Source organism: Ruegeria sp. BG7, assembly GCF_056535685.1.
Genome location: NZ_JBQFIU010000002.1, coordinates 62,286 through 84,997, shown reverse-complemented (window position 1 = coordinate 84,997; position 22,712 = coordinate 62,286). Strand labels below are relative to the sequence as shown.

Sequence of the window (22,712 nt, the reverse complement as noted above, 5' to 3'; positions counted from 1 at the left end):
TCTTGCTGCAACCGATAGATATCACTCAGAAGTCGGCCATCGAGCTTGCGGGAGACCTGCGTAAAGGAACCCTGAGCAGCTCGGAGGTTTTGGCAGCCTATCGCGCGTGTATCGAAGGCGATCCAGCCGGTGTGAACGCCTTTGTCACGCTGGATTGGGACGCTGCCAGCGCCCGTGCTGATGAACTGGACAGGATGGCCGCGCGGGGGCAGTTCGCAGGGCCACTGCACGGGTTGCCGGTCGCGATCAAAGACTGTTTTGATACCGCCGGTCTGCGCACAACGCATGGATCAAGAAGCTTTTCTGATCATGTCCCGTCCAGTGACGCGCTACACGTCGCGCGTCTGAGGGCGGCAGGTGCCGTGATCGTTGGCAAGACAAACACGCCCGAGTTCACATTTTCTGGCCAGACCACGAACTTTGTATCGGGCACGACGCGCAATCCATTGAACCCTGAAAAGACGGTTGCGGGCAGTTCTGGTGGCGCGGCTGCCGCGTTGGCGGCCAACATGGTTGCCCTTGCTGATGGCTCGGATCTTGGGGGCAGTGCCCGTACACCTGCTGCATGGTGCGGTGTAGTAGGTATGCGGCCAACATCGGGTTTGGTGCCCATGGATCCAAACCCGGCCCCGTTTGACGGTTTGTCCGTGCCATGCCCGATGGCGCGTACGGTTTCGGACCTCGCTTTGATGCTGAGTGTGATGCAAGGCCCGACGCCCAACCAGCCATTGGCATACACCGGCGCTTACCCGGCCCCGGTTGAGATTGATACCCCGCTGACTGCGGGCCGCGTGGCGTTGAGCCTTTCGCCCTTCGGGTCAAGTGTTGAGCCATCGGTTCAGGCGGCATTGGCACCAATCGCAGATGTTTTCCGCGCTTTGGGCTGGCATGTCGATGAAAACACAGCCCCGGACCTTGCGCCGCTGCTTGCATATGGCGACATCATTCGGGGCCAATGTGCCCTGCAAATTCGCGCGGCGCTCGATCCCGACATGACGCTGGCCACAGACAGCTATCGCACGGCTTGCGCACAGGGAGAACGGCAAAGCTTTGCCGGTTTGATCGCCTATCAGACGACACGCCGTCATGTCTGGGACTCTGTTGCTACATTCTTCGCCCACTATGATTTTGCCCTTTGGCCCACCGCCACTGGATTGCCGTTCAGCGCTGACCTGCGAGACGGGGAAATCACCGAAGACTGGCGTACAGTGACTCTGACACCGACGTTAGAGCTTCCATCGATTTCCATCCCCATGGGGCAGTCCTCCGACGGTATGCCCGTGGGTCTTCACATCACCGGTCCGAAAGGGTCGGACGCGCGGCTGCTGCGCTTTGCCCGCCAGATTGAACGCCAAATTTCCGGAGACTGAACATGACCACCATCAACGGCGGAGAAGCCGTCTATCGCGTTCTGAAAGCCAACGGCATCGATACCGTTTTCGGCCTGTTGGGCGGCTCGATGCTGGAACTCTACGATGCCATGTATAAAGGCGGTCAGATCGCATATGTCGGAGCGCGGGACGAACGTGCTGCGGGCCATATGGCTGATGCTTGGGCACGGATGACGGGCAAACCTGGTGTGGTTCTGGGCGCGCAAGCGGGGCCCGGCGTGGTCAACATCGTGACAGCAGTGGCCGAGGCGCAACTGGCCTATTCCCCACTTGTGGTGATTGCCGGAGCGATCACCCGTGCCGATCAATGCAAGGATACGTTTCAGGAAATAGATCAGGTCGCGTTGTTTGCACCTATTGCCAAGCGTTCGGTCATGGTGACAGATCCGGCGCGGCTGGCACCGATGCTGGAAGACGCCATCCGGTTGGCCAACACTGGCCGACGCGGACCAGTGGTGCTGCATGTCCCGCGTGACTTGTTTGCCGCTGAGATACCAGCTTTTGAGCCGACCCGGGTGAACATCGCGCGCCCCGGCCCTGCCGCACCGTCGGACGTCGCCGCCATTGCCAAGCTGCTATCTGGGGCCGAAAGGCCGGTGATCTTTGCCGGTGGGGGCTTCAAATGGGGGGACGGGCGCGACGCTTTGACGGCGTTGGCCGAAAAGCTTGACGTTCCTGTCGTCGCCTCAACCGGCCATGCCGACGTCATGCCCCACGGCCACCCGTGGTTTGCAGGGCAAGCCGGGCCACGCGGCAATGTGGTCGCCAGCAGGCTGACGCGCGAGGCGGATGTCATGGTGGTCCTCGGAGCCCGCCTTGGGTTCAACTCGACCTTTCATTCCAACGACTATGTCGGGGCTGATACCCGGATTGCCCATGTCGATATCGAAGGTGCAGCAGTTGGTCGTTATTTCCCCGCCGAGATCGCGGCACAGGGCGATGCCCGCCTGACTGCCGAAGCTTTGACAGATACAGCAACGCGCCCGGATTGCGATCCGTGGCGCGAAGCGTTTCGGTCTGGCATGTCCGACCTCGAAGCCGTGCGCGCGACTGAGGCAGAGCTAGACAGCTTGCCTATGCACCCGCGCCGTGCTCTGGCCGAAATCCGCGCGACCTTGCCCGAAAACGCCATCGTAACGCTGGACACGGGCAACACTTGCCTGCAAGCCGCAGACCGGCTGGCCCACTATGCACCGATGTCTCTGATCACACCTTTGGATTTTGGTCTTGTTGGCTTTGGTCTCGCTGCCGCAATCGGAGCCAAGGCCGCTACGCCAGATCGCCCTGCCGTGGCTGTGATGGGTGATGGCGCCGTCGGCTATACAATGATCGAGATTCAGACTGCCATTCAGCACAATCTGCCAATCACCATCGTTGTTTTGGACAACCAGGCTTGGGGAGCGGAAAAGGCTTACCAGCAAGAGTTTTACGGAGGCCGTTTGCTGGGTTCAGAAATTCAATCGCCCCGTTTTGACAAATTTGCCGAACTATGTGGTGGGAAAGGTATATGGGTCGATGGGCCCGGTGGCATGGGCCCGGCGTTGCAAAAGGCCATCGCGTCGAATGAAACAACGGTTATTCAGGCCAAAATTGACCCAAGTGCGTTGATGACCTTGCGCAAAGACCTGTTCACGGCACCGCAAAAAGACTGAGCTCTCCCCGATCGATCTATGCGGGTTAGTCTTGGCTGATACCCCGGCGTGGAAGGTTAACACGGGTTCTGGCATTGCGCCGGAAGCGACGCGCGTACTTGTGTTGACCTTCAACAAAATCGTTCTTTTTGCATTAGATTGGGGTGTTCGCCGGGCCGATCCTAGGATTCTGCGCGTTTGGTCAGCCTTTACGTCGAACGGCCATCAGGGGTTCCGCGACCGTAAAAACGCCGCATGATCATGGGCGTGAGGTACATAGGTATCTGATAGGCGCCGATGAAGGCCATGATTGGCGCAGTCACCTCGGGCGGCAGGGCTACAAAAAAGATCGCGATGTTTCGGTTACCAGCGATCAACGAAACTGCCGCTGCCCGCGCCGCGGGAAGCCTGCTTCGCGTCAATTGAAACATGACAATCTGTGCGCCAAAGTTGGCCAGACAGGCAAAGGCGATCCAGAATGCAGCCAAAGCCGGATCCTCCAACGCTGTTGCGCTGACCGACGGCATCAGGCCAATAACAAATATAGCCAGCGTAAGCGTTCCCAATCCTTCAAGACTTAGCAAAGTGGATTGCGAAGGCGCGCGCAGGACTGTCTTTCGTACGAATATGGCTGCACCGGTTGCACCTAAAATTGTAAGTGAAAGACGCAAGCCAGCCTCTAAAACCGCCTGAATATCGCCAAGTGCGGGCATGAACAGGAAAATGGGCAGTGCGGTCAAAGGCAGCAGAGCTGTGCTGACAACCATCAGCCGCATCGCGTGTTCTGGTGCGTGACCCATCATCATGCACATATTCGGGCTGCCTGAAATAGACGGGGCCGCCGTCATGATCAGCAGGCACAGCAGCACTGGCGTTCCGGTCCACCCACAGGCATATCCAAATGCTATGACGATCATCGGCGTCACCAGCTGAAATCCGACAACTGTAAGGGCGACTTTGGGCAGGTCGCTCAATGACCCAACGATGGCTTTGGGGTCCATCCTCAGCACAGTCACGAACAGCAACAGAACGACCAAAGGGGCCAGCAGATCTCGCATTGGTTCCGCCAGAGATGGCAACAGAAGACCTGCTGCCAATCCGCCGATCAGAACATAAGGTCCATGGCGCGCGGCCAGATGAAGCGGGTTCAAAACCGCCTTATCCGCCAGGGCTTTGTCGCAGGTTTTCAGGCAACCAGGTCGCGAGATCAGGGAACCAGATCAGGATAAAGACCATCAGAACCATGATCAGGAACATTGGAATGGCCGCCCGCGCGATATAGCTCATCTCGTGGTTGGTCATGCCCTGCATCACAAACAGGTTGAACCCGATCGGAGGCGTGATCTGCGCCATCTCGACGACGACCACAATGAAGATGCCGAACCAGATCAAGTCGATCCCGGCGTCGCGGATCATGGGCTCGACCACCGCCATTGTCAGTACGACCGAAGAGATACCGTCCAGAAAACAACCCAGAATGATGTAGAAAACCAGCAGCACCATGAGCAGTTCGAACCGGGTCAGTTCCCAGCCAGCAATCAGATCGGCCAGACCACGCGGCAAGCCTGTAAAGCCCATGGACAGCGAAAGGAACGCCGCGCCCGCCAGAATGAGCGCAATCATCGCGCTGGTGCGAGTGGCCCCCATCAGACTTTCGGTAAAGGTTTTCCAACTCAAAGATCCCTGACCCGCCGCCAACAGCAGCCCGCCGATGACCCCAAAAGCCGCGGCCTCGGTCGCGGTGGCATATCCCAGATACATCGACCCAATAACCACCATGATCAAAAGGATTACAGGCAGAAGGAAGCGAGAGTTCTTGATCTTTTCTGAGAAACTCAGCTTGGCTTCGGTATTGGGGCTCCAGTCTTTGCCGAGTTTGGAATAGATCGCCACGTATCCCATGAACATCGCCGCCAGAACCAGACCGGGAAGGATCCCGGCAAAGAACAGCTTGGTGATGGATTCATTGATTGTCACACCGTAGACGATCAGGGTCAGCGAGGGCGGGATCATCAGCCCGAGTGTCGCCGCGCCGGTCAATGTTCCGATGATCATGCGTTCGGGATAATTGCGCTTGCGCAGTTCGGGGATCGACATTTTGCCAACCGTTGTAAGCGTGGCCGCTGACGAGCCCGAGACAGCCGCAAAAACCGTGCAACCAACGATATTGGTGTGTACCAGCCCGCCTGGCAAAGGGGCCATCCACGGGGACAGGCCCTTGAACATGTCTTCCGATAATCGCGTTCGATACAGGATTTCACCCATCCAGATGAACATGGGCAGTGCGGTCAGGGTCCACGACGACGACGCCGACCAGATGGTGGTGATCATCACGTCCCCGACGGGGCGGGTGGTGAACAGTTCCATCCCGACCCAGGCTACGCCCATCAGGGCCAACCCGACCCAGACGCCGGTGCCCAGCAAAGTGAAGAGAACAAAGAGAAAGAGGATGATGACAGAGAGGTTTTCCATGATTTACTCTCCGTGGCTCTGATCGGCGAGATCGCGGACGATGCGGTGTTCGCCCTTGAAAAGCACGTGGATTAAATGATCAGTCAGTGCAATGGCCAGAATGATCGCGCCTAACAGCATCGCGGATTGTGGGATCCAAAGGGCAGTTCGGTCCTGGCCTTGGCTAATGTCGTTGAACTTCCAGCTCCAATAGACAAAGCGATATGCGTACCAGCAAAAATACCACATGACAGCGGTGCCTATGGCGAAGCACCAGACCTCCAGAATACGCCTTACCCCATCCGGAACGGCGTTCAGAAGGATGGAAACCCGGATATGACTGCCCCGGTTCAGTGCATTGGCAAAAGCCAGAAAAGATGCTGCGGCCATCGCGTAACCGGCATAGTCGGGTGCTCCGGGAAACACTTCACCGGTCCAGCGGGCAAGCATCTGCACGACGATCAGCAACAGAATGGCGATCAGGCTGAGTGCCGCTAAAACCCCTGCCGCCAGATAGATGAAGTCGAGTACGGACCGAAGCCCTCGCAAAACCGCCATACTGTCCCCGCTGTTTTTGATTGGATGCGAAAAGGGCGGCCGGGTGAACCGCCGCCCAAATCGAAAGGTTACTGAGACGCGTTGAATGCGTCGACGATGGCTTTGCCTTCGTCACCGGCAGCTTCCAGCCATTCGTTGGTCATGGTCACGCCGATCTCTTTCAGCTCGTTGGTCATCTGTTCAGAGGCCGGACCAACAGTCATACCGCCATCCCGCAAACCCTGCAGGGTGAACCCGGTATATTCCTTGGCGCGCCAGTTGCCTGCGTACTCTGCCAGTTCAGCGCAGCCTTTGATGACGTTCTTGTTGGCATCAGACACACCAGACCAGACATCAGAATTGACCATCACGTAATTACGCGGCAACCACGCATCGACTTCGTAGAAATAGTTCAGACTTTCCCAGACTTTGCGGTCATAACCGGTCGATCCCGATGACACCATCGAATCTGCCACACCCGTTGCAAAGGCCTGACTGATTTCCGCCGCTTCAATCGTCACCGGTAGCATCCCGGTCAGCTCGGCCAACCGCGAGGTCGCATTGTTGTATGAGCGGAACTTAATGCCCTTCATGTCAGCGACCGAGTTTACCTCGTTCTTGAAATACAGACCCTGAGGCGGCCACGGTACAGCGTAAAGCAACGTCAGGTTCTGTTCGGCCAGTACTTTTTCAATAGATGGCTTGGCGGCCTCCCAAAGCTTGGCGCTGTCGTCGAAAGAGGTCGCGAGGAACGGAATCGAGTCAAAGCCAAACAGCGCGTTTTCGTTTTGGTGGCCGGATAGAAGACGTTCACCAATCGGGGCCTGCCCTGTCTGAATTGCGCGTTTGATATCGGCGCCCTTGAACAGTGAACCGGAAGGGTGTGTGACGATCTCGATCTCACCACCAGTGCCTGTGGTCACGCATTTAGCGAACTCCGCGCCTGTGGCCGAGTGGAAGTTTGACGCCGAATAAGCCATCGGCATGTCCCATTTTTCGGCCATGGCCGGTGCGGCTGCAGCTGCAGTCAGAGCTGTCGCTGCCAGAAGGTTTGTCAGTTTTTTCATCGTTTTCTCCCTAGTGGATTTTGAAACGCCGATGTTTCTCATCAGCTTGTTCTTATGTTGTGTAGCGTGACGGCGCGTAGACGCTGACATCCGCGTTTGGGGTTCTGCCCGCGATCATTTGGGCCAAAAGGCGTCCGGTTTTTGGCCCGCCTGTCAAGCCGATGTGATGGTGCCCAAAGCCCATATAGGCCCCCTTGATGCCGGGCACGTCGCCAATAATCGGGATCGAGTCAGCCGGGGCAGGCCTGTGCCCCATCCATTCCACTTCCTCCTTCCATGTTATGCCCGGGAAAGCTGCCCGGGCATTCTTGCGCATCAATTCAAACGGCGCGCGAGAGGGCGGTGCATCCAGCCCTCCGAACTCTACAATGCCTGCCAAGCGTATGCGCCCATCCATGGGTGTTGCAACAAACTTACCCGATGCAACCATGACCGGGCTGCGCGGCATGGCAGAAGGTTCCACCAATTCAAGATGATACCCGCGTTCGCTTTCCAGTGGGACCGAAACCCCCAGGCGCTTGGCCAAAGGTCCTGACCAGACGCCTGCCGTCACGATAGCTGTGTCGCACGCAATGGTTTCACCGCTCGTGCGAACGCCGGTGACGCTTCCGCCTTCGCGCCTGACGTCTTCGACATTGGCTCGGATGATCCGACCTCCTTGCGCTTCAACATGTGTAGCTAGGTCTTTGACATATCGCCCCGGATCAGTGATGTGGCCATGGTCTGACAGCTTGGCCGCAAACCCAATATCCTGACTGAACACGGGATCGTAATCGTGGAAAGCCTTGCCCTCCAATTCTTCCCACGCAAAGCCATGCTTACGCCGAATGCCCCAACCAAAGGCATCGCCTTCGAAATGGGCTCGGTTTTCATAAAGGAACAGATAATCGCTGGGGACGATCCATTTCTCAGCGCCAGTTCCGGCGGCCAGCGCTTTGTGGTCGTTCAGGCTGTCGCCCACGATGGGCGTCAGGGCTGCTGCGATCCGCTCCACGTCTGTGGCGTTTGCATGGCTTAAATACTGCCTTAGCCATGGCAATAACTTCGGTAAGTACCCCCATTTCAGGAACAGCGGCTGAGAGGGGCTTAACAGCATCTTCGGCGCTTTGCCGAGCAGTCCCGGAACCGTCACAGGCACGATAGAGCATGACGCAAGCACGCCGCCATTGCCATGCGAGGTTCCTTCGCCCGGTCCGGCCTTGTCGATCAAAATCACATCGTGACCGTCGCGCTGCAGCCAGATAGCCGCGGAGACTCCGACAATTCCAGCCCCGATGATGGCTATGGTCTTCTTCTCGCTCACGCCGCCACCGCCTTTGACACTGCGAAGTGGTTCAGTTTGTCCAAGTCTGGTTTGCTGCCAAGCCCAGGACCATCCGGCACGCACACCTGTCCGTTCCTGATCTGGAACGGTTCTTCCAATATGTCCTCTTTCAGGAAATACGACGCCTGATAGAACTCACAGCCCAGAGTGATTTCTGGTGTCGCGGCAATCATGTGCGTGCCGGCCAAATGGGCCAGGCCAGCCTCGAACATGTCGCCACCATAGGCTGTCAGGCCGTGAGCCGCCGCAATACGCGCAACGGTTTGACCGCGCGTCAGGCCGCCGGATTTCATGATCTTGACGGAAACACCGTCGCAAATCGCTTCGCGTGCCGCACGCTCTATGTCTTCGGGGCCAAAAACGCTCTCGTCTGCCAGCAAAGGCACATCTGTCATTTGGCGCAGCTTGGCCATCATGCCGAAGTGATGAGCGCGCACGGGCTGTTCGATGAAATCGGGATCGAACCGGGCGACGTCGCGGACCTGTGCCGGGGCATCCTCGATACTGAGTCCTTGGTTATAATCCACGCGCACCGAAAACTCGGGGCAGTTCTGGGCCAGGTATTCCAGCCGCATGATGTCAAAGGCGTGATCCTTGAACCCGGTCTTGAGTTTGACAATCCGGACACCATCGTCCTGCAACCGTGCCAACAGGTCGACGTCTTGCGAGAAATCAGGGTTGGCGATGGAACAACTCAGCGGTATTGCGTCCCGGCATTTCCCGCCCAACAAGGACCAAACAGGAACGTTGCTGATCTGGCCTGCAAGATCCAGCAGCGCGGTTTCCAGTGCGGCTTTGGCCTCGGTGCAATGCGCCACGGCATAAGCGGCGCGCGCCATGATCGCGGATCTGTCTCCGACCTTAGCGCCCAAAACAAGTGGGCGCAGATACCGATCGAGCGCAGCAAAGGTTGCCTCTGGCGTGCCGGTGAATACTGACCAGGGCGATGCTTCGCCAAACCCTTGCGAGCCGTCCTCGGATGTCAGCCGCAGGATAACAATTTCACAAAAGCCTTCGACAGATCCAATGCCGTGATCCCGCCGCGAGGTCACTGGCAGCTTGAGGTGCCATAGGTCATAGCCCGTGATTTTTTGTGACAGATCGCTCATTCGGCCCCCTATAGATGTGCGGAAGCCTGCCTTGACCGGCATATCATTTCAAATACTATATCTTCGACAGTTCATCAAAAAAAATGATACTATACCGATGTCATTGCGCTTTCGTCAGCTTCAAGCCTTTCACGCCATCATGGAAACCGGAACCGTGACCGGCGCAGCATCGGTTCTTGGCATCTCGCAACCCGGCATCAGCAACCTTTTGGCGCAACTGGAGCGCGAGGCGCGATTACCTCTGTTCGAACGCAACAAGGGGCGTCTGTTGCCTACGCCCGAAGCCGAGTTGTTGTACCGCGAAGTCGACACTGTTGTGCGTGGGTTGGACCATGTTGCGCAGGCAGTAACGGATTTGCAAAACAAGCATCCCGGTCAGTTACAGGTTGCTGCGCCACACCTGCTTTCATTTGGTTTCATGCCACGTGAGATCGCGCGGTTTGCCGAAAGTCGCCCGAACCTGTCCGTCAGCTTTCAGTCGCAATACTCGTCGAAGATTCAAGAATGGGTGACGTCTGGCCTGTTTGAGATCGGTATCGTCGAGATGCCCATTTTGCATGACACGCTGAACTATCAGGTGTTTCAGTTCGAAACGCTGGCCACTTTCCCGGAAGACAGTCCTTTGTCAGCGCATGACGTTCTGACGCCAGAAATTCTGGAAAATGAGCCTTTTATTGTCATGGGCCCGGAACACCAGACGCATCGTAAAACCCGTGACATCTTTCAACGTGCCGGGCGGACATGGCGAACGCAGGTTCACACACACTTGTCAGAAAACCTGCTGAGCTTCGTGAAGCAAGGCATGGGGGTCGCGATGATCGACCCCTTCACCGTAACATTCGATGAAGAGAGCGGATATCAAACCCGCCCTTTCAAACCCGCAGTCATGTTGGAACTTGCAATCATCACAGCCAAAGGTCGCCCCTTATCCAGGATCGCTCAGGAGTTTCTGGATCAGCTGATCCCGTCAATCGCCTCTTACGCTACCCATTCGGATACTGGCGCAGCCGCGTTGTGAAGCTGTTGCGAATGGATGTCGACCAGTGTGGGACCGTCATGTGTGATGGCCTGCTTCAGGATTTTTGGCAGGTCTTCGGGGTCTTTGACCGTCCATGATTTCACACCAAAGGCTGACGCCACTGCGGCATGATCTGTGCGGTTGAAGTCAACGTTGTAGAATCTTTGACCAAAGCCCGCATCCTGACCCGCTTTGATCCAGCCGAAGACCGCATTTGAGAAGACAATCGATGTGATGGGCATTTTGTGACGTACCATCGTTTCGAACTCACCACATGTGAAGCCGAACGAGCCATCGCCCATGACGGCCAGGGTCTTGACCGACGGACGCCCGACATGTGCCCCCATCGCCGCACCTAATGAATAGCCCAGAGCGCCATGCGCCCGGTTAGTGATGAACTGCCGTCCCGATGTCCGCCAGCGATAATGCGCGCTGAAATAGGGGCAGGGGGTGCCTGGATCCGCCACAACAATTGCGTCGTCATCCAGAATATCCATCAACGCAGCCATGACAGCTTCGGGTCGGAGCGGCATTTCACGACTTGCGGCCAGTGGCGCGAAAGCGGCCAGCTTGGCATCCCACGCGGCACGGGCTTTATCCGCCCCGCCTTGTGCGTTTAGATCCTGCCGATCTTCTAGTGCGCGTGCCAGAGCCTCCAGCGCCAGTCGGGCATCTGCGCAGATTGCCACTTCGGTCTGGTAGTTTGCGCCAATCACCATGGGATCGCTGTCGATGTGAATGATCGTGGTATCGCGCCCTGGGCTTCTCCACCGTTCGGTTGTGACCGAGCCGGCGCGGCAGCCTATGAACAGAACAACATCCGCCTGATCCACGACAGAACGTGTCGCGGGCACACCTCCGTTAGACCCGACAACGCCCAAAGCCAGAGGGTCGGTTTCGGCGATGGAACCTTGGCCGGAAACGGTTGTGGCAACGGGCATGTCCAACAAATTTGCGACCTGTCGCAGTGCGTCGGTTGCACCTGACAGAACTGGCCCCCCGCCACAGACCGCAACAGCGGATTTGGCTCGCGCCAGAATATCCGCCGCGGCTTCGATCGCATCCATGTCCGGGGCAGCGCGTTCGGCAGGATAGCTGCGATGCCTGTCATCCGCCCAGATTTCGGCCTCATCCACCTGCGCTTTTTGCGTGTCGAAGGGCAAAGCCAGATGCGTGGCGCCCGGCGTGCCCGTAGTCATTGCCCGGAAGGCTGCCCGCACCATGGCCGGAAGCCGCGCGGCGTCGTCCAGCGAGGTGTTCCACTTGGCCAACGGCTTGAACAGGGCGGGCTGATCCAGCTCGGTCAACGGGTACTTGCCCCGGCTGGTTGTCGCGACGTCCGAGGTAATCGCCAGAATCGGAACGGAACTTTCATTGGCTTCGACAACGCCGGGCAGAATGTAAGTTGCGCCACCGCCCGAGGGACCTTCGCAGACACCGGGTTTTCCTGTCACACGCGCGTAACCATCCGCCATATAGGCTGCGTGCCGTTCATCCCGTGTCAAAATGTGCTGAATACCGTGATCCATGCGGGCCAGAGCGTCATAGAATGGCAAGGTGGTATCGCCGCACAGACCGAACATGTGCTTCACGCCATGTGCCTCGAGCATACGCACCATAGCCTCTGCTCCGGTCAGATAATTCGTCCCTGTCATGATCTGCGAGCCTCTCGATTCCTATCTGTACGCAGAACTGTATACAGTTTTGTATATTGATTTCAAGTTCTGCCTGTGGCACCTGTGGCAAACAAGAGGAAAGGTAGGTTAATGGCGGGTCCAAGGGTCGGCGACATCTATGATCAGGTTAAGGCGATGGCGGTTTCGTTCCGCCTGCGCCCCGGGGATCGTCTGAATGAAGTTGCTCTGTCCAAGGAACTGGGCGTCAGCCGAACGCCACTCCGCGAGGCGTTGAACCGGCTGGTTGCCGAGCGGCTTTTTGACTTTCGCCCCGGGCAAGGGTTTTTCTGCCGCCCGTTGGATGCGCAAAGCGTGTTTGACCTTTTCGAGCTGCGCCAGATTATCGAAACTGCCGCCGCGCGTGCGGCGTGTTCCAAGGCCTCTGACAAAGACCTGCAGAATCTGCGGGATGAGCTTTACTCAACGGGCATCGATATCACCGGCCTGACCGTCGAAGAAGCCGTCAGCCGGGATGAGGCGTTTCACCTTGGGATAGCTAAACTGTCGGGCAATATGGAACTTTTGCAAACTCTGACGCGGATCAATGAGCGTATTCGCTATATCCGATGGATTTCCATGAGTATGGACCGGGTGCAACGTTCAAAAGACGAGCATAAGCGAGTTATGCAGGCGTTGATGGAACGGGATACGGAAGAAGCCGCACGTGTTCTGGGCGCTCATATCACCAAGCGCATGGATCAGGTGCAGGACGCTGTGCGTCACGGGATTAGCAGCATTTATATGGAAGGGTCCGAAGAAATCTCGGCCCGGATAATCGAGGAGGTCGAGGGATGATCGCGCAGGGGGGAAAATCCATCTACGGCGCATCCGTCGGTATTCTGATGCTGGATGCCCAGTTCCCGAGAATCCCGGGTGACATGGGCAACGCGCTGACTTGGCCGTTTCCGGTGCTCTATCGCATTGTCCGCGATGCCTCGCCGGATCGGGTGGTTCGGCACCGGGCCGAGGGGATGTTGGATCCGTTCATCGAGGCGGCTCAGGATCTGGTGCGGGATGGTGTGGATGGCATAACCACCAATTGCGGTTTCCTGTCCTTGTTCCAGAAAGAACTGGCCCAAGCCGTCCCGGTTCCGGTGGCTACATCGTCCTTGATGCAGGTCGAGATGGTGAATCGCGTTCTGCCTGCGGGTAAGCGTGCCGGGGTATTGACCATTTCAGCCTCGACCCTGACGAAAGATCATCTGCGCGCGGCCAACGTGCCGTTGGATACCCCGATTGGCACAACCGAAGGCGGGCAGGAGTTCACCCGCGCGATCCTTGGAAATGAGCTAAGGCTGGATGTTCAGAAAGCGCGTGAAGATAATGTTCAGGCGGCGCGTACCTTGGTTGCGGACAACCCTGACTTGGGTGCAATCGTGCTGGAATGCACAAATATGTGCCCCTATGCACGCGATATCCAACAGGCCACCGGGTTGCCCGTGTTTTCTATCGTCTCGTTCATTCAGTGGTTTCAGGCCGGTCTGGTTCCGCGGACGTATTAATCGAAAAATTAGTGCGCAAAGCACTTTGCCCAGTCACGTCAAAATAGAAAACGCCCGATCCTGAAGACCGGGCGTTAAGGTGCAGGGTCTTTCTGAAAAGGGATCAGAGACCCCATTTCGCGCGGTTAGCTTCGAAGAAGCCCTGCGCTTTTTTCACTTCGATCCAGTTGTTCACGTAGTTGATCCAGACCTGATCGCCCTGCGGCAGGATCATCGCGATGGGCGACGGCGACCGGGGACCTGCATTCTTGACACGGACCACAGGGAACTTCTCTTCAAGTGTTGAGCCTTCGATGTTTGACGTGATGAACACATCTGCGCGTCCAGCGATCACTTCCTGAAAACCACGGGCCGGGGCTTCGACCACCTTGATCTCGGCGTTCGGGAACCATTCACGCACACGCTTTTCAAACGTCGTGCCCAGCGTGGTGGCAACCGTGACACCCGGCTGGTTGATGGAGTCGTAACCGTCGAATTTGTCCGCCTTGTCCTTGGTCGTGTACGGGAATAGCTCCACCGCGATGTAGCTATCCGAGAAACCGGCCACTTTCATGCGCGGCGGCGAGATTGAGGCCGAACCGGTCAGGTGGTACTTGCCTGCCACCACGCCATTGACCAGTGTTTTCCAATCGGTTGGCACATATTCAACCTCAACCCCTAGATCGGCGGCCAACTCGTTCATGATGTCGATGTCATAGCCTTTATAGCTGTTGGTGGCCGGGTCACGCAGCGACATAGGGTTCCAGTCGCCGGTAGTGCCGACCTTTAGCACGCCGGAATCCAACACCTCATTCAGTGCAGATTGCGCGTGTGCGGCGCTCGACAATACCAGTCCAAGCGCGGCAGCAGCCGCGGTTTTCCAAAAAGTGTTCATTGAATTCTCCTGTTGGTGGCGTTTCGGCCTTGCTGCCGTATTCATCATTGATTTAAGCCGAAAGACAAAGATAACCTCAAGAAAATAAAACAACGCGACTAAAACAGGGGCAGACCAGCTTATGCCAGACGCCGCAATTGAACTTGTCGGCGTGAACAAGTGGTTCGACACGTTTCACGTTCTCAAAGACATTAATCTAACGGTCAACAGCGGCGAAAAGGTGGTGATTTGCGGGCCTTCGGGCTCAGGTAAGTCGACCGTCGTTCGGTGTATCAACCGGTTGGAAAAACACCAGAAAGGCACCATCCGCGTGGATGGGGTCGAGTTGACGGACGACGCCAAATCTGCGGCGACTATCCGGTCTGAAGTTGGAATGGTGTTTCAGCAATTCAACCTGTTTCCGCATCTGACTGTGTTGGAGAACCTGACATTGGGTCCGATCAAGGCGCGGGGTCTCAGCCGTAAAGAGGCTGAGGAAAAGGCACGTCTTTATCTGGAGCGTGTGCATATTCCCGATCAGGCGGACAAGAAACCCATTCAGTTGTCCGGCGGCCAACAACAACGCGTCGCCATTGCGCGATCTCTGTGCATGGAGCCGCGTGTGCTCTTATTTGACGAGCCGACCTCGGCGCTGGATCCCGAAATGATTTCGGAAGTGCTGGATGTCATGGTCGAGTTGGCGAATGAGGGCATGACCATGGTTGTTGTAACCCATGAGATGGGGTTTGCGCGCAAGGTGGCCGACAAGATGATCTTCATGGACGCGGGCGAGATCGTCGAAGAAGGCAATCCCGAGCATTTCTTCACCAACCCGCAATCCGAGCGGTGTCGTAAATTCCTATCGCAGATATTGCAGCACTGAGAGGGGCTATGAAAAAACTACTTCTGATAGCGCCCTTGCTGTTGCTTGCGGGTTGTTCCTCGTCCCAGACTTGGGGATGGTATGTGATCGACCCCACCACGGCATCAGGCTGGACCAATGTAAAATTCCTGATTTCGGGCATGTGGGCGACGATCCAGATCTCTTTGATCGCCGCAGTTCTGTCAATTGTCGTGGGCCTGATGGTGGCGTTGCCGGGGTTGTCCGAGAAACGCGGCTGGCGGCTGGTCAACAGGGTTTATGTGGAATTCATTCGCGCCATTCCACTGCTGCCTATGCTGTTTTGGGTGTTCTACGGATTACCCATCGTGTTCCAGTCGATGGGAATGAACGTCCCAATCGATCCATTCTGGGGCGCGATTATTACCCTTGCGATTTCGGACAGTGCCTTTACCGCCGAGATCTATCGCGCGGGTATTCAATCCATCGCGCGCGGTCAGCGTGAAGCGGCGCAAACCATAGGTCTGAACTATGTACAGACCATGCGTTACGTGATCCTGCCTCAGGCGATCCGGCGTATTCTACCGCCGCTGGCCAACCAGTTCATCTACATCGTCAAGATGAGCGCCTTTGCCAGCGTCATCGGGATGCAGGAATTGACTCGCCGCGCGAATGAATTGGTGGTGACGGAATACCGCCCGCTGGAAATCTACACACTGCTGATCTTTGAATATTTGATCCTCGTACTGATCATCAGTGCTGGTGTGCGCTGGTTGGAACGCCGCATGGGCGCAGATGAGCGCGGATAAGGAGCTTACTTGTGGACTGGAAAGATTTCATGGCCGAGACCGAGGCCAACATCGGCACCTTCTCGAAAGAGGTTCCCGAAACGGTGCGTGGCTTTGGCATCATGGGCAAGGCCGCCAAGTCCGACGGTGTATTGAGCGAGAAGACCAAGGAATTCATCGCGTTGGGCATCGCTGTCGCGACCCGTTGTGACAGCTGCATCGGGTTTCATGTGAAGTCGCTTGTTCGTTTGGGGGCCACGCGCGAAGAGATGTGCGAGGCGTTGGCCATGGCGACCTATATGGGCGGCGGGCCGTCCTATGCTTACAGTGCAAAGGCTCTCAAAGCTTATGATGTTTTTTCTGCGTGAGCGTCAGACAGCCAGATGAGCGCTGAAAGGCCTGGCTGACCTCGCCTCACACTCAATCAGCGATCGCTTGGCCATTTTGTCCCGCGTGCAGAATATTCTCTTCCGCGGTTTTGCGCACAATCGCACCGATCTTGAGAAGGTTTTCGCTGAGCGGGTTTGTTTTGCGCCAGACCAATCCAATCGTTCGGGCAGGCGGTGTGTCCTGGAACCGGGCGATTGAAACGTCGGCGGAACGGGTTTCCAAGCCGACTGCCATTTCCGGTATCAGCGTCACGCCAATCCCGGCCCCAACCATCTGTACGAGCGTGGAAAGCGAACTTCCCTCCATGATCTGCTGCGGTTCGATGTTGCGGATCGAACAAAAAGACAGGGCCTGGTCACGGAAACAATGGCCTTCCTCCAGCAACAACAACCGCATTGTTCTGAGCTGCGACGAACTGGGCATCGGAAGGCTGGCGTCATGTGCTGGGCGGACCAATAAGAAGTCTTCGTTGAACAGCGAAAACTCCCGAAGGCTGGGCTCGGAAACAGGTAGGGCGACAACGCCGACATCCAGCCGCGAGTCGAGAATCTCCCGGATCACCGACTCTGTGATGGTCTCTTTGGGTTCGATTGTCAGTTGTGGGAATCGCTGCGACAAAGCCTTGATGATCGACGGCAGCAGGTAGGGTGCCACTGTCGGGATAACGCCAATCCGCAAACGGCCTGACAATGGGCCGGACGGTGATTGTACCAGATTGCCCAAATCTTCGACCCGCATCAGGATTTCACGGCCGTGGCTCAGAACGTCTTCTCCAAGTGCCGTCAGCCGGGTCTCACGCGCGGCGCGTTCCACCAGCGGACCGCCCATTATGGCCTCCAGCTCTTTGATTTGAATGGAGAGGGCAGGCTGCGAGATTGCACTGGCTGCCGCGGCTTTGCCGAAGTGACCATGAGTGGCAAGAGCCTCGAAGTAACGCAGGTGCTTGAGTGTCAGTGCTTTCATTTGAAAAACTAATCACAATGATAGAAAATACAAATTTCCATTTATCGCTAGGGTCGGGTACGAGTCAACCTATCTGAACCCCTAGGTAAATACTCAGGAGATTTACAATGGACGGTAACCCTCACAATCACCAATCCGGCGGCTGCCCTGTTATGCATGGCGGGAACACAGGCACGGGCAATTCTGTTACCAAATGGTGGCCGGATGCGCTGAACCTGGACATTCTGAGCCAGCACGACACGCGCACCAACCCGATGGATGCGGATTACAACCACCGTGAAGCGGTCAAAGGTCTGGATTTCAAAGCCGTTCGCGCCGATGTCGAGGCGCTGTTGACCGACAGTCAAGACTGGTGGCCGGCGGACTGGGGTCACTACGGCGGCCTGATGATCCGTCTGGCGTGGCACTCGGCTGGCTCTTATCGCTTGGGCGACGGCCGTGGCGGCGCGGGTTCGGGCAACATCCGGTTTGCTCCGCTGAACTCGTGGCCAGACAACGCCAGCCTGGATAAAGCGCGCCGTCTGCTGTGGCCGGTGAAAAAGAAATACGGCAACGCACTGTCCTGGGCTGACCTGATCGTCCTGTCGGGCACTGTTGCGTATGAATCCATGGGCCTGAAAACCTTTGGTTTCGGTTTTGGCCGCGAAGATATCTGGGGCCCGGAAAAAGACGTGTACTGGGGTTCAGAAAACCAATGGCTGGCCCCGTCCGAGAGCCGCTATGGCGATCTGGAAACACCCAGCACGCTGGAAAACCCGCTGGGCGCAGTACATATGGGTCTGATCTATGTGAACCCCGAAGGTGTGAACGGCAACCCGGACCCGGCACGTACCGCTTTGCATATCCGTGAAACCTTTGCTCGTATGGCTATGGATGACGAAGAGACTGCAGCGCTGACATGCGGTGGTCACACGGTCGGTAAGGCGCACGGCGCGATGGCGGGTGACAACATCGGTGCCGAGCCCGAAGCCTGCCCTGTGTCTGGCCAGGGCTTGGGTTGGGACAATCCTGATCAGAACGGCAAGGCGACCAACGCGTTCACATCAGGCATTGAAGGAGCCTGGACGAAAGAGCCGCTGAAGTTCGATATGGGCTATTTCGACTATCTGTTCGGTTACGAATGGGAACTGGGCAAATCGCCCGCTGGCGCGCATCAGTGGCAGCCCATCGACATGCCGGAAGATGAAAAGCCGGTCGATCCGACCGACTCGTCTGTCCGCCGGATGCCGATGATGACCGATGCGGATATGGCGATGAAAGTTGATCCGGCCTACAACGCGATCTGTCAGAAATTCATGGCCGATCCGGACTATTTCGCGGACACCTTCGCCCGTGCGTGGTTCAAGCTGACCCACCGCGATATGGGCCCACGCGTTAACTACTACGGTCCGGACGTGCCCGCAGAAGACCTGATCTGGCAGGATCCGATCCCTGCAGGTTCGACTGGATATGACGTTGATGCGGTCAAAGCAAAGATCGCGGACAGCGGCCTGACTGCAGTCGAGATGATCACCACCGCCTGGGACAGCGCCCGCACCTTCCGTGGGTCTGACAAACGCGGCGGCGCAAATGGTGCGCGCATCCGTCTGGCACCGCAGAAAGACTGGGCGGGCAACGAGCCTGAGCGTCTGGCAAAAGTGCTGGGCGTGCTGGAGCCGATCGCTGCTGAAACCGGAGCGTCGGTCGCTGACGTGATCGTTCTGGCAGGTAATGTCGGTCTGGAACAGTCGATCAAGGCTGCAGGCTTTAATGTCACGGTTCCCTTCTCGGCTGGTCGCGGCGACGCGACAGACGAACAGACCGACGCAGACAGCTTCTCGGTGCTCGAGCCGCTGGCTGACGGGTTCCGTAACTGGCAGCTGAAAGAATACGCCGTGTCGCCCGAGGCGATGATGCTGGACCGTGCGCAATTGCTGGGCCTGACGGCATCTGAGATGACCGTTCTGGTCGGCGGCCTGCGTGTTCTGGGTGCCAATCATGGCGGATCGGCGCACGGTGTCTTCACCGACCGTGTCGGACAGCTGACCACTGACTTCTTCGTCAACCTGACGGATATGTCGCTCAGCTGGCAGCCGGTCGAGGGTGGTACATACGAGTTGCGAGATCGCGCATCCGGTGAGGTCAAGTTCACGGCCACCAGTGCTGATCTGGTCTTTGGCTCGAACTCGATCCTGCGTGGCTATGCCGAGGTTTATGCTCAGGATGACAACGCCGAGAAGTTCGCGCGCGACTTCGTTGCGGCCTGGACTAAGGTCATGAACAACGACCGGTTTGATCTGGTCGCCTAAAGTATGAAAAAACCAGGCGAGGATTCCCTCGCCTGGTTTTCAATTGAAGACCCGTCAACTGGTTCAAGGTGGTTGCAGCCAGCGAAACTAAGCTGGAGCGTTTGAAACTTGAAGCAGCGGCTTATGATCGCATCACCGCAGCACAGCGACCGTTATATTCCCGACGCGGAACCGACCGTCTGGTGCCAGAGGCATCCATTTTTCGGGTCCAACCCGGCGACCACCTGTCCAGGTGCCGTTGGAAGAGTTCATGTCCCGGATGTACAGAACACCCTTCTTTTCAACCCTTAACACACAATGTTGGCCCGAGGCTTTTTCGCTGCGGGACAGTGTCAGATCTGCCCAGTTTGGATCGCGGCCAATCTTGATTTGATGGGATTTCTGCAAGCCCGCCACCTTCCGAAACTCGATGACTTTGCCGCGATCCGGGCCATCCATTACGGCAAGCTGCCAATAGGCCAGGGGGCGCGGTGCCATGGGGCTGTACCATGTCACCTCAGCCGCTCGGTCATATCCCGAAACGGCATTGGGGTTCATTCCTGTAAGACCTAGAGACATGATCTTTTTGACGGCGCGGGTGGATCGCCGCACAGGTGAAATGGGTTTACCTTGCTTGTCCCGCATGTTCAGGCGCATGGCGTAGCGCCCAAGGCTCAGCCCACCTAGGAACCCTTCGCAGATCAGCCAATAGATCAGTACAAGAGCCACATAGAGCCCGATTGGCAAGGCCAGGCCGACGTGGCGCAACCCCAATTCCTGACGCAGGACAGGTTCTATGGTTGCCAGCACAAAGCCAAGAAACATGAAGTCGAGTATTGCGGCCGCGCTCAGCAAGCGTGCCGCGCTTTTGGAATCTAGTGGACCACCAAGCTTCATGTGCCTGCCCCCAACAGTGTCAGTGCCAAGAACAAGGCTGAACCAATCGAAAACAAAAGCAACGCATCGCATTGAACACGCAGTATGCGCTTGCTCCTTGAAGAGGCGCTTTGGAAATGGAATCCGGCGATCCAAAGGGCCAGTCCGGTTCCGGCCACGGTGAACAACAAGGTCTCGGACAAGACCTGATGGCGCGGTGCAACAGCAAGCCAGTCAGCCGCCCCGACCATCAAGCCCCCCCAGAGCAGAGCAACAATATATGCTATGAAACTCAGCGAGTCATTTCTGGAACGGCAGAGTTTTCCAACAACTGCCCCAATCCCCCATCCCAAAGCCGCTGCAATCAAAAGTAGAAGTGTAAGGCGCACCGGTAGCGAGAGTGAAGAAACCTGAACATTAAATATGACATTTGTGGTATTGTTCGCTAAATTAGAGGTAATTCCAAGAAATGCCAACAATGCGCCAATTCCGGCGCCAATGTTGCCAAGAAAAGAAAAAACATCATTTGCAAGAGAGATTTTGTCTCTGACTTCAAAGGGTAATTTCATATTGTAACCAAGCTTTGAGAGAAAGTGTCCATAATATAAGCCGCACCAAACGTCATCGATTTTTGTTAATCACGCGAACACGCGAATCGTTGATTGAAAATAAAAAGTATGTGAGTTCATAATCAACTACGAAGAATAATTTATATGTACGGAGTTACTTGATGCGTTCAGTCGCTATTTCCATTTTTGCCGCTTTTTCATTGCTACTGTCAGCCTGTACTGAAGAAACAATTCAATCTGCCACATCGTCGGCAGTTGCGGGCAAGACGCAGCAGGAAAAGCAACTTGAGAAACAGGTGCGCAGCCTTGATCAGGTTTCAAAGGATATCATCGTGAACAATACGGTGCAGGGCGCACTGGCCGGTGCCGCAGTGGGCTGTGGCGTGGCCTTGCTGCTTGGCGGCGGTGCCAGTGATTGTGCCGCTGGTGCAGCGGCAGGCGGCTTGATCGGTGGTGTCGGCGGCAACCAGGTTGGCAAGAAAGCTGCAGCCAAGAATGTTGAAATCGTCAACAGCAAGGCCGTTCTGGCCAACCTGTCCAACGTAAGCACTCAGCTGAATTCGGTTCAGGCGAACCTGCGTTCGGTTCTGGCGTCGCAAAACGCCGAGTTGAAGTCTCTGCGTCGGCAGCTGGACGGTGGGCAACTGTCACAGTCCGCCTACAACAAGCGCGTCAACGCGATCAAATCGAACCGTCAGGTTGTGTCGAACGAGCTGAAGCGCAGTGAACAGAATATGGACAAAACGATTTCCGAGTTGCGCACCGCATCCAGCAAGGGCCAACCCGGTCTGGGTGGCGCGACCAACGCGGCAGTCAGCAATAAGAATCGCCTTGCGCGCACACGTGCGTCCATCAACCTTCTTTAAGAATTTCTTTGACCCGCGCCTGGCGACAGGCGCGGGTTTTCTAATCATAAGTGTGTAAAATGAACTCTGATCTTTTTCGTTTCTCGAAACCGCTCGTACTGGTTTCCGTCATCACAGTAGCAGGATGTACAGGGTCGACTGACCCGACTACGGCAACACTTTTCGACAACATTGCAAACTTAAACTCGGGTGAATACGACCGCCAGATTGCGCAGAACAAAGCGCAGGCGGACGCTATCCTGGCCCAGAACAAAGCTGCTGAACAGCGTAACGCACAGTTGGCAGCACAGCGTGACGCCAACCAAAGCGAGATTAACGCGCTGCGGCAGCAGATTGCCGATGTAAAGGCGCAAGGGGCCAAGGCGCGTGCCGCTTCGGCATCGGATCCGGCCAAACTGCAACAAGTGCAGGCTCTGGACAGCCAGCTCAACGCTGTTGAACGGGATGTTGCCGCAGGGGCCAGCCCATCTGTGGTGCGTTCGGAGTTGAGCCGGATCAAGTCAGCCTACCGCGCGCTGTCAATCTGATACGAAACACGTCAGGTCGGCGCTTGTCGACGCATGCGACGACCGGGACGTCTTGCCTGAGGGGGG

22 protein-coding genes are annotated in these 22,712 nt (G+C 56.8%); 11 read left to right on the top strand and 11 right to left on the bottom strand.

The genetic code is table 11. The annotated features are described in order from the left end of the window. The first annotated feature begins 2 nt into the window (after nt 1-2). Both ACR3EH_RS18400 and ACR3EH_RS18395 read left to right on the top strand, forming a co-directional pair. The gene (locus tag ACR3EH_RS18400; protein ID WP_171187744.1) at nt 3-1,370 is read left to right on the top strand and encodes an amidase; all 1,368 of its coding nucleotides are present in this window, start codon (nt 3-5) and stop codon (nt 1,368-1,370) included. Between the two features lie 2 nt (nt 1,371-1,372). After that, nucleotides 1,373-3,043, top strand: coding sequence for a thiamine pyrophosphate-binding protein (locus ACR3EH_RS18395; RefSeq protein WP_171676303.1), 1,671 nt, complete (start codon nt 1,373-1,375; stop codon nt 3,041-3,043). Nucleotides 3,044-3,231: 188 nt separating this feature from the next. Here the strand turns inward: ACR3EH_RS18395 and ACR3EH_RS18390 are convergent, their stop codons facing one another. The 6 genes from ACR3EH_RS18390 to ACR3EH_RS18365 all read right to left on the bottom strand — a co-directional run bounded on the left by ACR3EH_RS18390 (nt 3,232) and on the right by ACR3EH_RS18365 (nt 9,510). Beyond that, complete coding sequence (locus ACR3EH_RS18390; protein WP_171187749.1) at nt 3,232-4,173, bottom strand: hypothetical protein; 942 nt, start codon at nt 4,171-4,173, stop codon at nt 3,232-3,234. A 7-nt stretch (nt 4,174-4,180) separates the two neighbouring features. Beyond that, nucleotides 4,181-5,494 carry a TRAP transporter large permease gene (locus ACR3EH_RS18385; RefSeq protein WP_171095090.1) on the bottom strand — a complete coding sequence of 438 codons (1,314 nt, stop codon included), beginning with the start codon at nt 5,492-5,494 and terminating at the stop codon, nt 4,181-4,183. 3 nt (nt 5,495-5,497) lie between these two features. Next, nucleotides 5,498-6,031: a TRAP transporter small permease gene (locus tag ACR3EH_RS18380; RefSeq protein ID WP_171187751.1), complete on the bottom strand. Its 534-nt coding sequence runs from the start codon at nt 6,029-6,031 to the stop codon at nt 5,498-5,500. 68 nt (nt 6,032-6,099) lie between these two features. Beyond that, nucleotides 6,100-7,077 (bottom strand): TRAP transporter substrate-binding protein, encoded by a 978-nt coding sequence (locus ACR3EH_RS18375; RefSeq protein WP_171095086.1) that lies wholly within the window; start codon nt 7,075-7,077, stop codon nt 6,100-6,102. A 52-nt stretch (nt 7,078-7,129) separates the two neighbouring features. Then, nucleotides 7,130-8,380 (bottom strand): NAD(P)/FAD-dependent oxidoreductase, encoded by a 1,251-nt coding sequence (locus ACR3EH_RS18370; protein WP_171187753.1) that lies wholly within the window; start codon nt 8,378-8,380, stop codon nt 7,130-7,132. Then, complete coding sequence (locus ACR3EH_RS18365; protein WP_171187755.1) at nt 8,377-9,510, bottom strand: enolase C-terminal domain-like protein; 1,134 nt, start codon at nt 9,508-9,510, stop codon at nt 8,377-8,379. The genes ACR3EH_RS18370 and ACR3EH_RS18365 overlap by 4 nt, the downstream gene beginning before the upstream one ends. Before the next feature lie 97 nt (nt 9,511-9,607). Between ACR3EH_RS18365 and ACR3EH_RS18360 the strand changes: the two genes are divergently transcribed. After that, nucleotides 9,608-10,528: a LysR family transcriptional regulator gene (locus ACR3EH_RS18360; protein ID WP_171187757.1), complete on the top strand. Its 921-nt coding sequence runs from the start codon at nt 9,608-9,610 to the stop codon at nt 10,526-10,528. Here the strand turns inward: ACR3EH_RS18360 and ACR3EH_RS18355 are convergent. Continuing rightward, nucleotides 10,489-12,183 (bottom strand): thiamine pyrophosphate-binding protein, encoded by a 1,695-nt coding sequence (locus ACR3EH_RS18355; RefSeq protein ID WP_171187759.1) that lies wholly within the window; start codon nt 12,181-12,183, stop codon nt 10,489-10,491. The two genes, ACR3EH_RS18360 and ACR3EH_RS18355, sit on opposite strands and share 40 nt — an antisense overlap. Before the next feature lie 111 nt (nt 12,184-12,294). Between ACR3EH_RS18355 and ACR3EH_RS18350 the strand changes: the two genes are divergently transcribed. Then, the gene (locus ACR3EH_RS18350; RefSeq protein ID WP_171187761.1) at nt 12,295-12,999 is read left to right on the top strand and encodes a GntR family transcriptional regulator; all 705 of its coding nucleotides are present in this window, start codon (nt 12,295-12,297) and stop codon (nt 12,997-12,999) included. Continuing rightward, nucleotides 12,996-13,706 (top strand): aspartate/glutamate racemase family protein, encoded by a 711-nt coding sequence (locus ACR3EH_RS18345; protein ID WP_171187762.1) that lies wholly within the window; start codon nt 12,996-12,998, stop codon nt 13,704-13,706. The genes ACR3EH_RS18350 and ACR3EH_RS18345 overlap by 4 nt, the downstream gene beginning before the upstream one ends. 103 nt (nt 13,707-13,809) lie before the next feature. On the opposite strand, the gene ACR3EH_RS18340 is transcribed toward ACR3EH_RS18345, so the two are convergent. Next, nucleotides 13,810-14,580, bottom strand: coding sequence for a transporter substrate-binding domain-containing protein (locus ACR3EH_RS18340; RefSeq protein ID WP_171187764.1), 771 nt, complete (start codon nt 14,578-14,580; stop codon nt 13,810-13,812). Between the two features lie 121 nt (nt 14,581-14,701). On the opposite strand from ACR3EH_RS18340, the gene ACR3EH_RS18335 reads away from it, so the two are divergent. The 3 genes from ACR3EH_RS18335 to ACR3EH_RS18325 are packed head-to-tail and all read left to right on the top strand — an operon-like array spanning nt 14,702 to nt 16,556. Then, nucleotides 14,702-15,442, top strand: a complete 741-nt coding sequence (locus ACR3EH_RS18335; RefSeq protein WP_171187766.1) for an amino acid ABC transporter ATP-binding protein — start codon at nt 14,702-14,704, stop codon at nt 15,440-15,442. A gap of 8 nt (nt 15,443-15,450) precedes the next feature. After that, nucleotides 15,451-16,209, top strand: coding sequence for an amino acid ABC transporter permease (locus ACR3EH_RS18330; RefSeq protein WP_171187768.1), 759 nt, complete (start codon nt 15,451-15,453; stop codon nt 16,207-16,209). An 11-nt stretch (nt 16,210-16,220) separates the two neighbouring features. Beyond that, the gene (locus tag ACR3EH_RS18325; protein ID WP_171187770.1) at nt 16,221-16,556 is read left to right on the top strand and encodes a carboxymuconolactone decarboxylase family protein; all 336 of its coding nucleotides are present in this window, start codon (nt 16,221-16,223) and stop codon (nt 16,554-16,556) included. A 52-nt stretch (nt 16,557-16,608) separates the two neighbouring features. Here the strand turns inward: ACR3EH_RS18325 and ACR3EH_RS18320 are convergent, their stop codons facing one another. Then, the gene (locus ACR3EH_RS18320; protein ID WP_171187771.1) at nt 16,609-17,541 is read right to left on the bottom strand and encodes a hydrogen peroxide-inducible genes activator; all 933 of its coding nucleotides are present in this window, start codon (nt 17,539-17,541) and stop codon (nt 16,609-16,611) included. Nucleotides 17,542-17,648: 107 nt separating this feature from the next. Between ACR3EH_RS18320 and katG the strand changes: the two genes are divergently transcribed. Continuing rightward, nucleotides 17,649-19,829 (top strand): catalase/peroxidase HPI, encoded by a 2,181-nt coding sequence (katG, locus tag ACR3EH_RS18315; protein ID WP_171187773.1) that lies wholly within the window; start codon nt 17,649-17,651, stop codon nt 19,827-19,829. Between the two features lie 132 nt (nt 19,830-19,961). On the opposite strand, the gene ACR3EH_RS18310 is transcribed toward katG, so the two are convergent. Then, a complete protein-coding gene (locus ACR3EH_RS18310; protein WP_171187775.1) occupies nt 19,962-20,705 on the bottom strand; it encodes an FHA domain-containing protein in 744 nt (247 codons plus the stop codon). Beyond that, on the bottom strand, nt 20,702-21,253 hold the full coding sequence (locus ACR3EH_RS18305) for a hypothetical protein (protein ID WP_171187777.1): 552 nt from the start codon (nt 21,251-21,253) through the stop codon (nt 20,702-20,704). The genes ACR3EH_RS18310 and ACR3EH_RS18305 overlap by 4 nt, the downstream gene beginning before the upstream one ends. 161 nt (nt 21,254-21,414) lie before the next feature. On the opposite strand from ACR3EH_RS18305, the gene ACR3EH_RS18300 reads away from it, so the two are divergent. Next, nucleotides 21,415-22,119 (top strand): hypothetical protein, encoded by a 705-nt coding sequence (locus tag ACR3EH_RS18300; protein WP_171187779.1) that lies wholly within the window; start codon nt 21,415-21,417, stop codon nt 22,117-22,119. A 59-nt stretch (nt 22,120-22,178) separates the two neighbouring features. Further along, nucleotides 22,179-22,646 (top strand): hypothetical protein, encoded by a 468-nt coding sequence (locus ACR3EH_RS18295; protein ID WP_171095067.1) that lies wholly within the window; start codon nt 22,179-22,181, stop codon nt 22,644-22,646. Nucleotides 22,647-22,712: the final 66 nt, after the last annotated feature.

Bases quoted from the DNA above. Each gene is read 5' to 3' on its own strand.
- ACR3EH_RS18300 (WP_171187779.1), top strand. From the start codon at position 21,415: ATGCGTTCAGTCGCTATTTCCATTTTTGCCGCTTTTTCATTGCTACTG.
- ACR3EH_RS18305 (WP_171187777.1), bottom strand. From the start codon at position 21,253: ATGAAATTACCCTTTGAAGTCAGAGACAAAATCTCTCTTGCAAATGAT.
- ACR3EH_RS18385 (WP_171095090.1), bottom strand. From the start codon at position 5,494: ATGGAAAACCTCTCTGTCATCATCCTCTTTCTCTTTGTTCTCTTCACT.
- ACR3EH_RS18380 (WP_171187751.1), bottom strand. From the start codon at position 6,031: ATGGCGGTTTTGCGAGGGCTTCGGTCCGTACTCGACTTCATCTATCTG.
- ACR3EH_RS18395 (WP_171676303.1), top strand. From the start codon at position 1,373: ATGACCACCATCAACGGCGGAGAAGCCGTCTATCGCGTTCTGAAAGCC.
- ACR3EH_RS18310 (WP_171187775.1), bottom strand. From the start codon at position 20,705: ATGAAGCTTGGTGGTCCACTAGATTCCAAAAGCGCGGCACGCTTGCTG.
- katG (WP_171187773.1), top strand. From the start codon at position 17,649: ATGGACGGTAACCCTCACAATCACCAATCCGGCGGCTGCCCTGTTATG.
- ACR3EH_RS18345 (WP_171187762.1), top strand. From the start codon at position 12,996: ATGATCGCGCAGGGGGGAAAATCCATCTACGGCGCATCCGTCGGTATT.
- ACR3EH_RS18330 (WP_171187768.1), top strand. From the start codon at position 15,451: ATGAAAAAACTACTTCTGATAGCGCCCTTGCTGTTGCTTGCGGGTTGT.
- ACR3EH_RS18375 (WP_171095086.1), bottom strand. From the start codon at position 7,077: ATGAAAAAACTGACAAACCTTCTGGCAGCGACAGCTCTGACTGCAGCT.
- ACR3EH_RS18295 (WP_171095067.1), top strand. From the start codon at position 22,179: ATGAACTCTGATCTTTTTCGTTTCTCGAAACCGCTCGTACTGGTTTCC.
- ACR3EH_RS18355 (WP_171187759.1), bottom strand. From the start codon at position 12,183: ATGACAGGGACGAATTATCTGACCGGAGCAGAGGCTATGGTGCGTATG.
- ACR3EH_RS18360 (WP_171187757.1), top strand. From the start codon at position 9,608: ATGTCATTGCGCTTTCGTCAGCTTCAAGCCTTTCACGCCATCATGGAA.
- ACR3EH_RS18340 (WP_171187764.1), bottom strand. From the start codon at position 14,580: ATGAACACTTTTTGGAAAACCGCGGCTGCTGCCGCGCTTGGACTGGTA.
- ACR3EH_RS18335 (WP_171187766.1), top strand. From the start codon at position 14,702: ATGCCAGACGCCGCAATTGAACTTGTCGGCGTGAACAAGTGGTTCGAC.
- ACR3EH_RS18320 (WP_171187771.1), bottom strand. From the start codon at position 17,541: ATGAAAGCACTGACACTCAAGCACCTGCGTTACTTCGAGGCTCTTGCC.
- ACR3EH_RS18350 (WP_171187761.1), top strand. From the start codon at position 12,295: ATGGCGGGTCCAAGGGTCGGCGACATCTATGATCAGGTTAAGGCGATG.
- ACR3EH_RS18365 (WP_171187755.1), bottom strand. From the start codon at position 9,510: ATGAGCGATCTGTCACAAAAAATCACGGGCTATGACCTATGGCACCTC.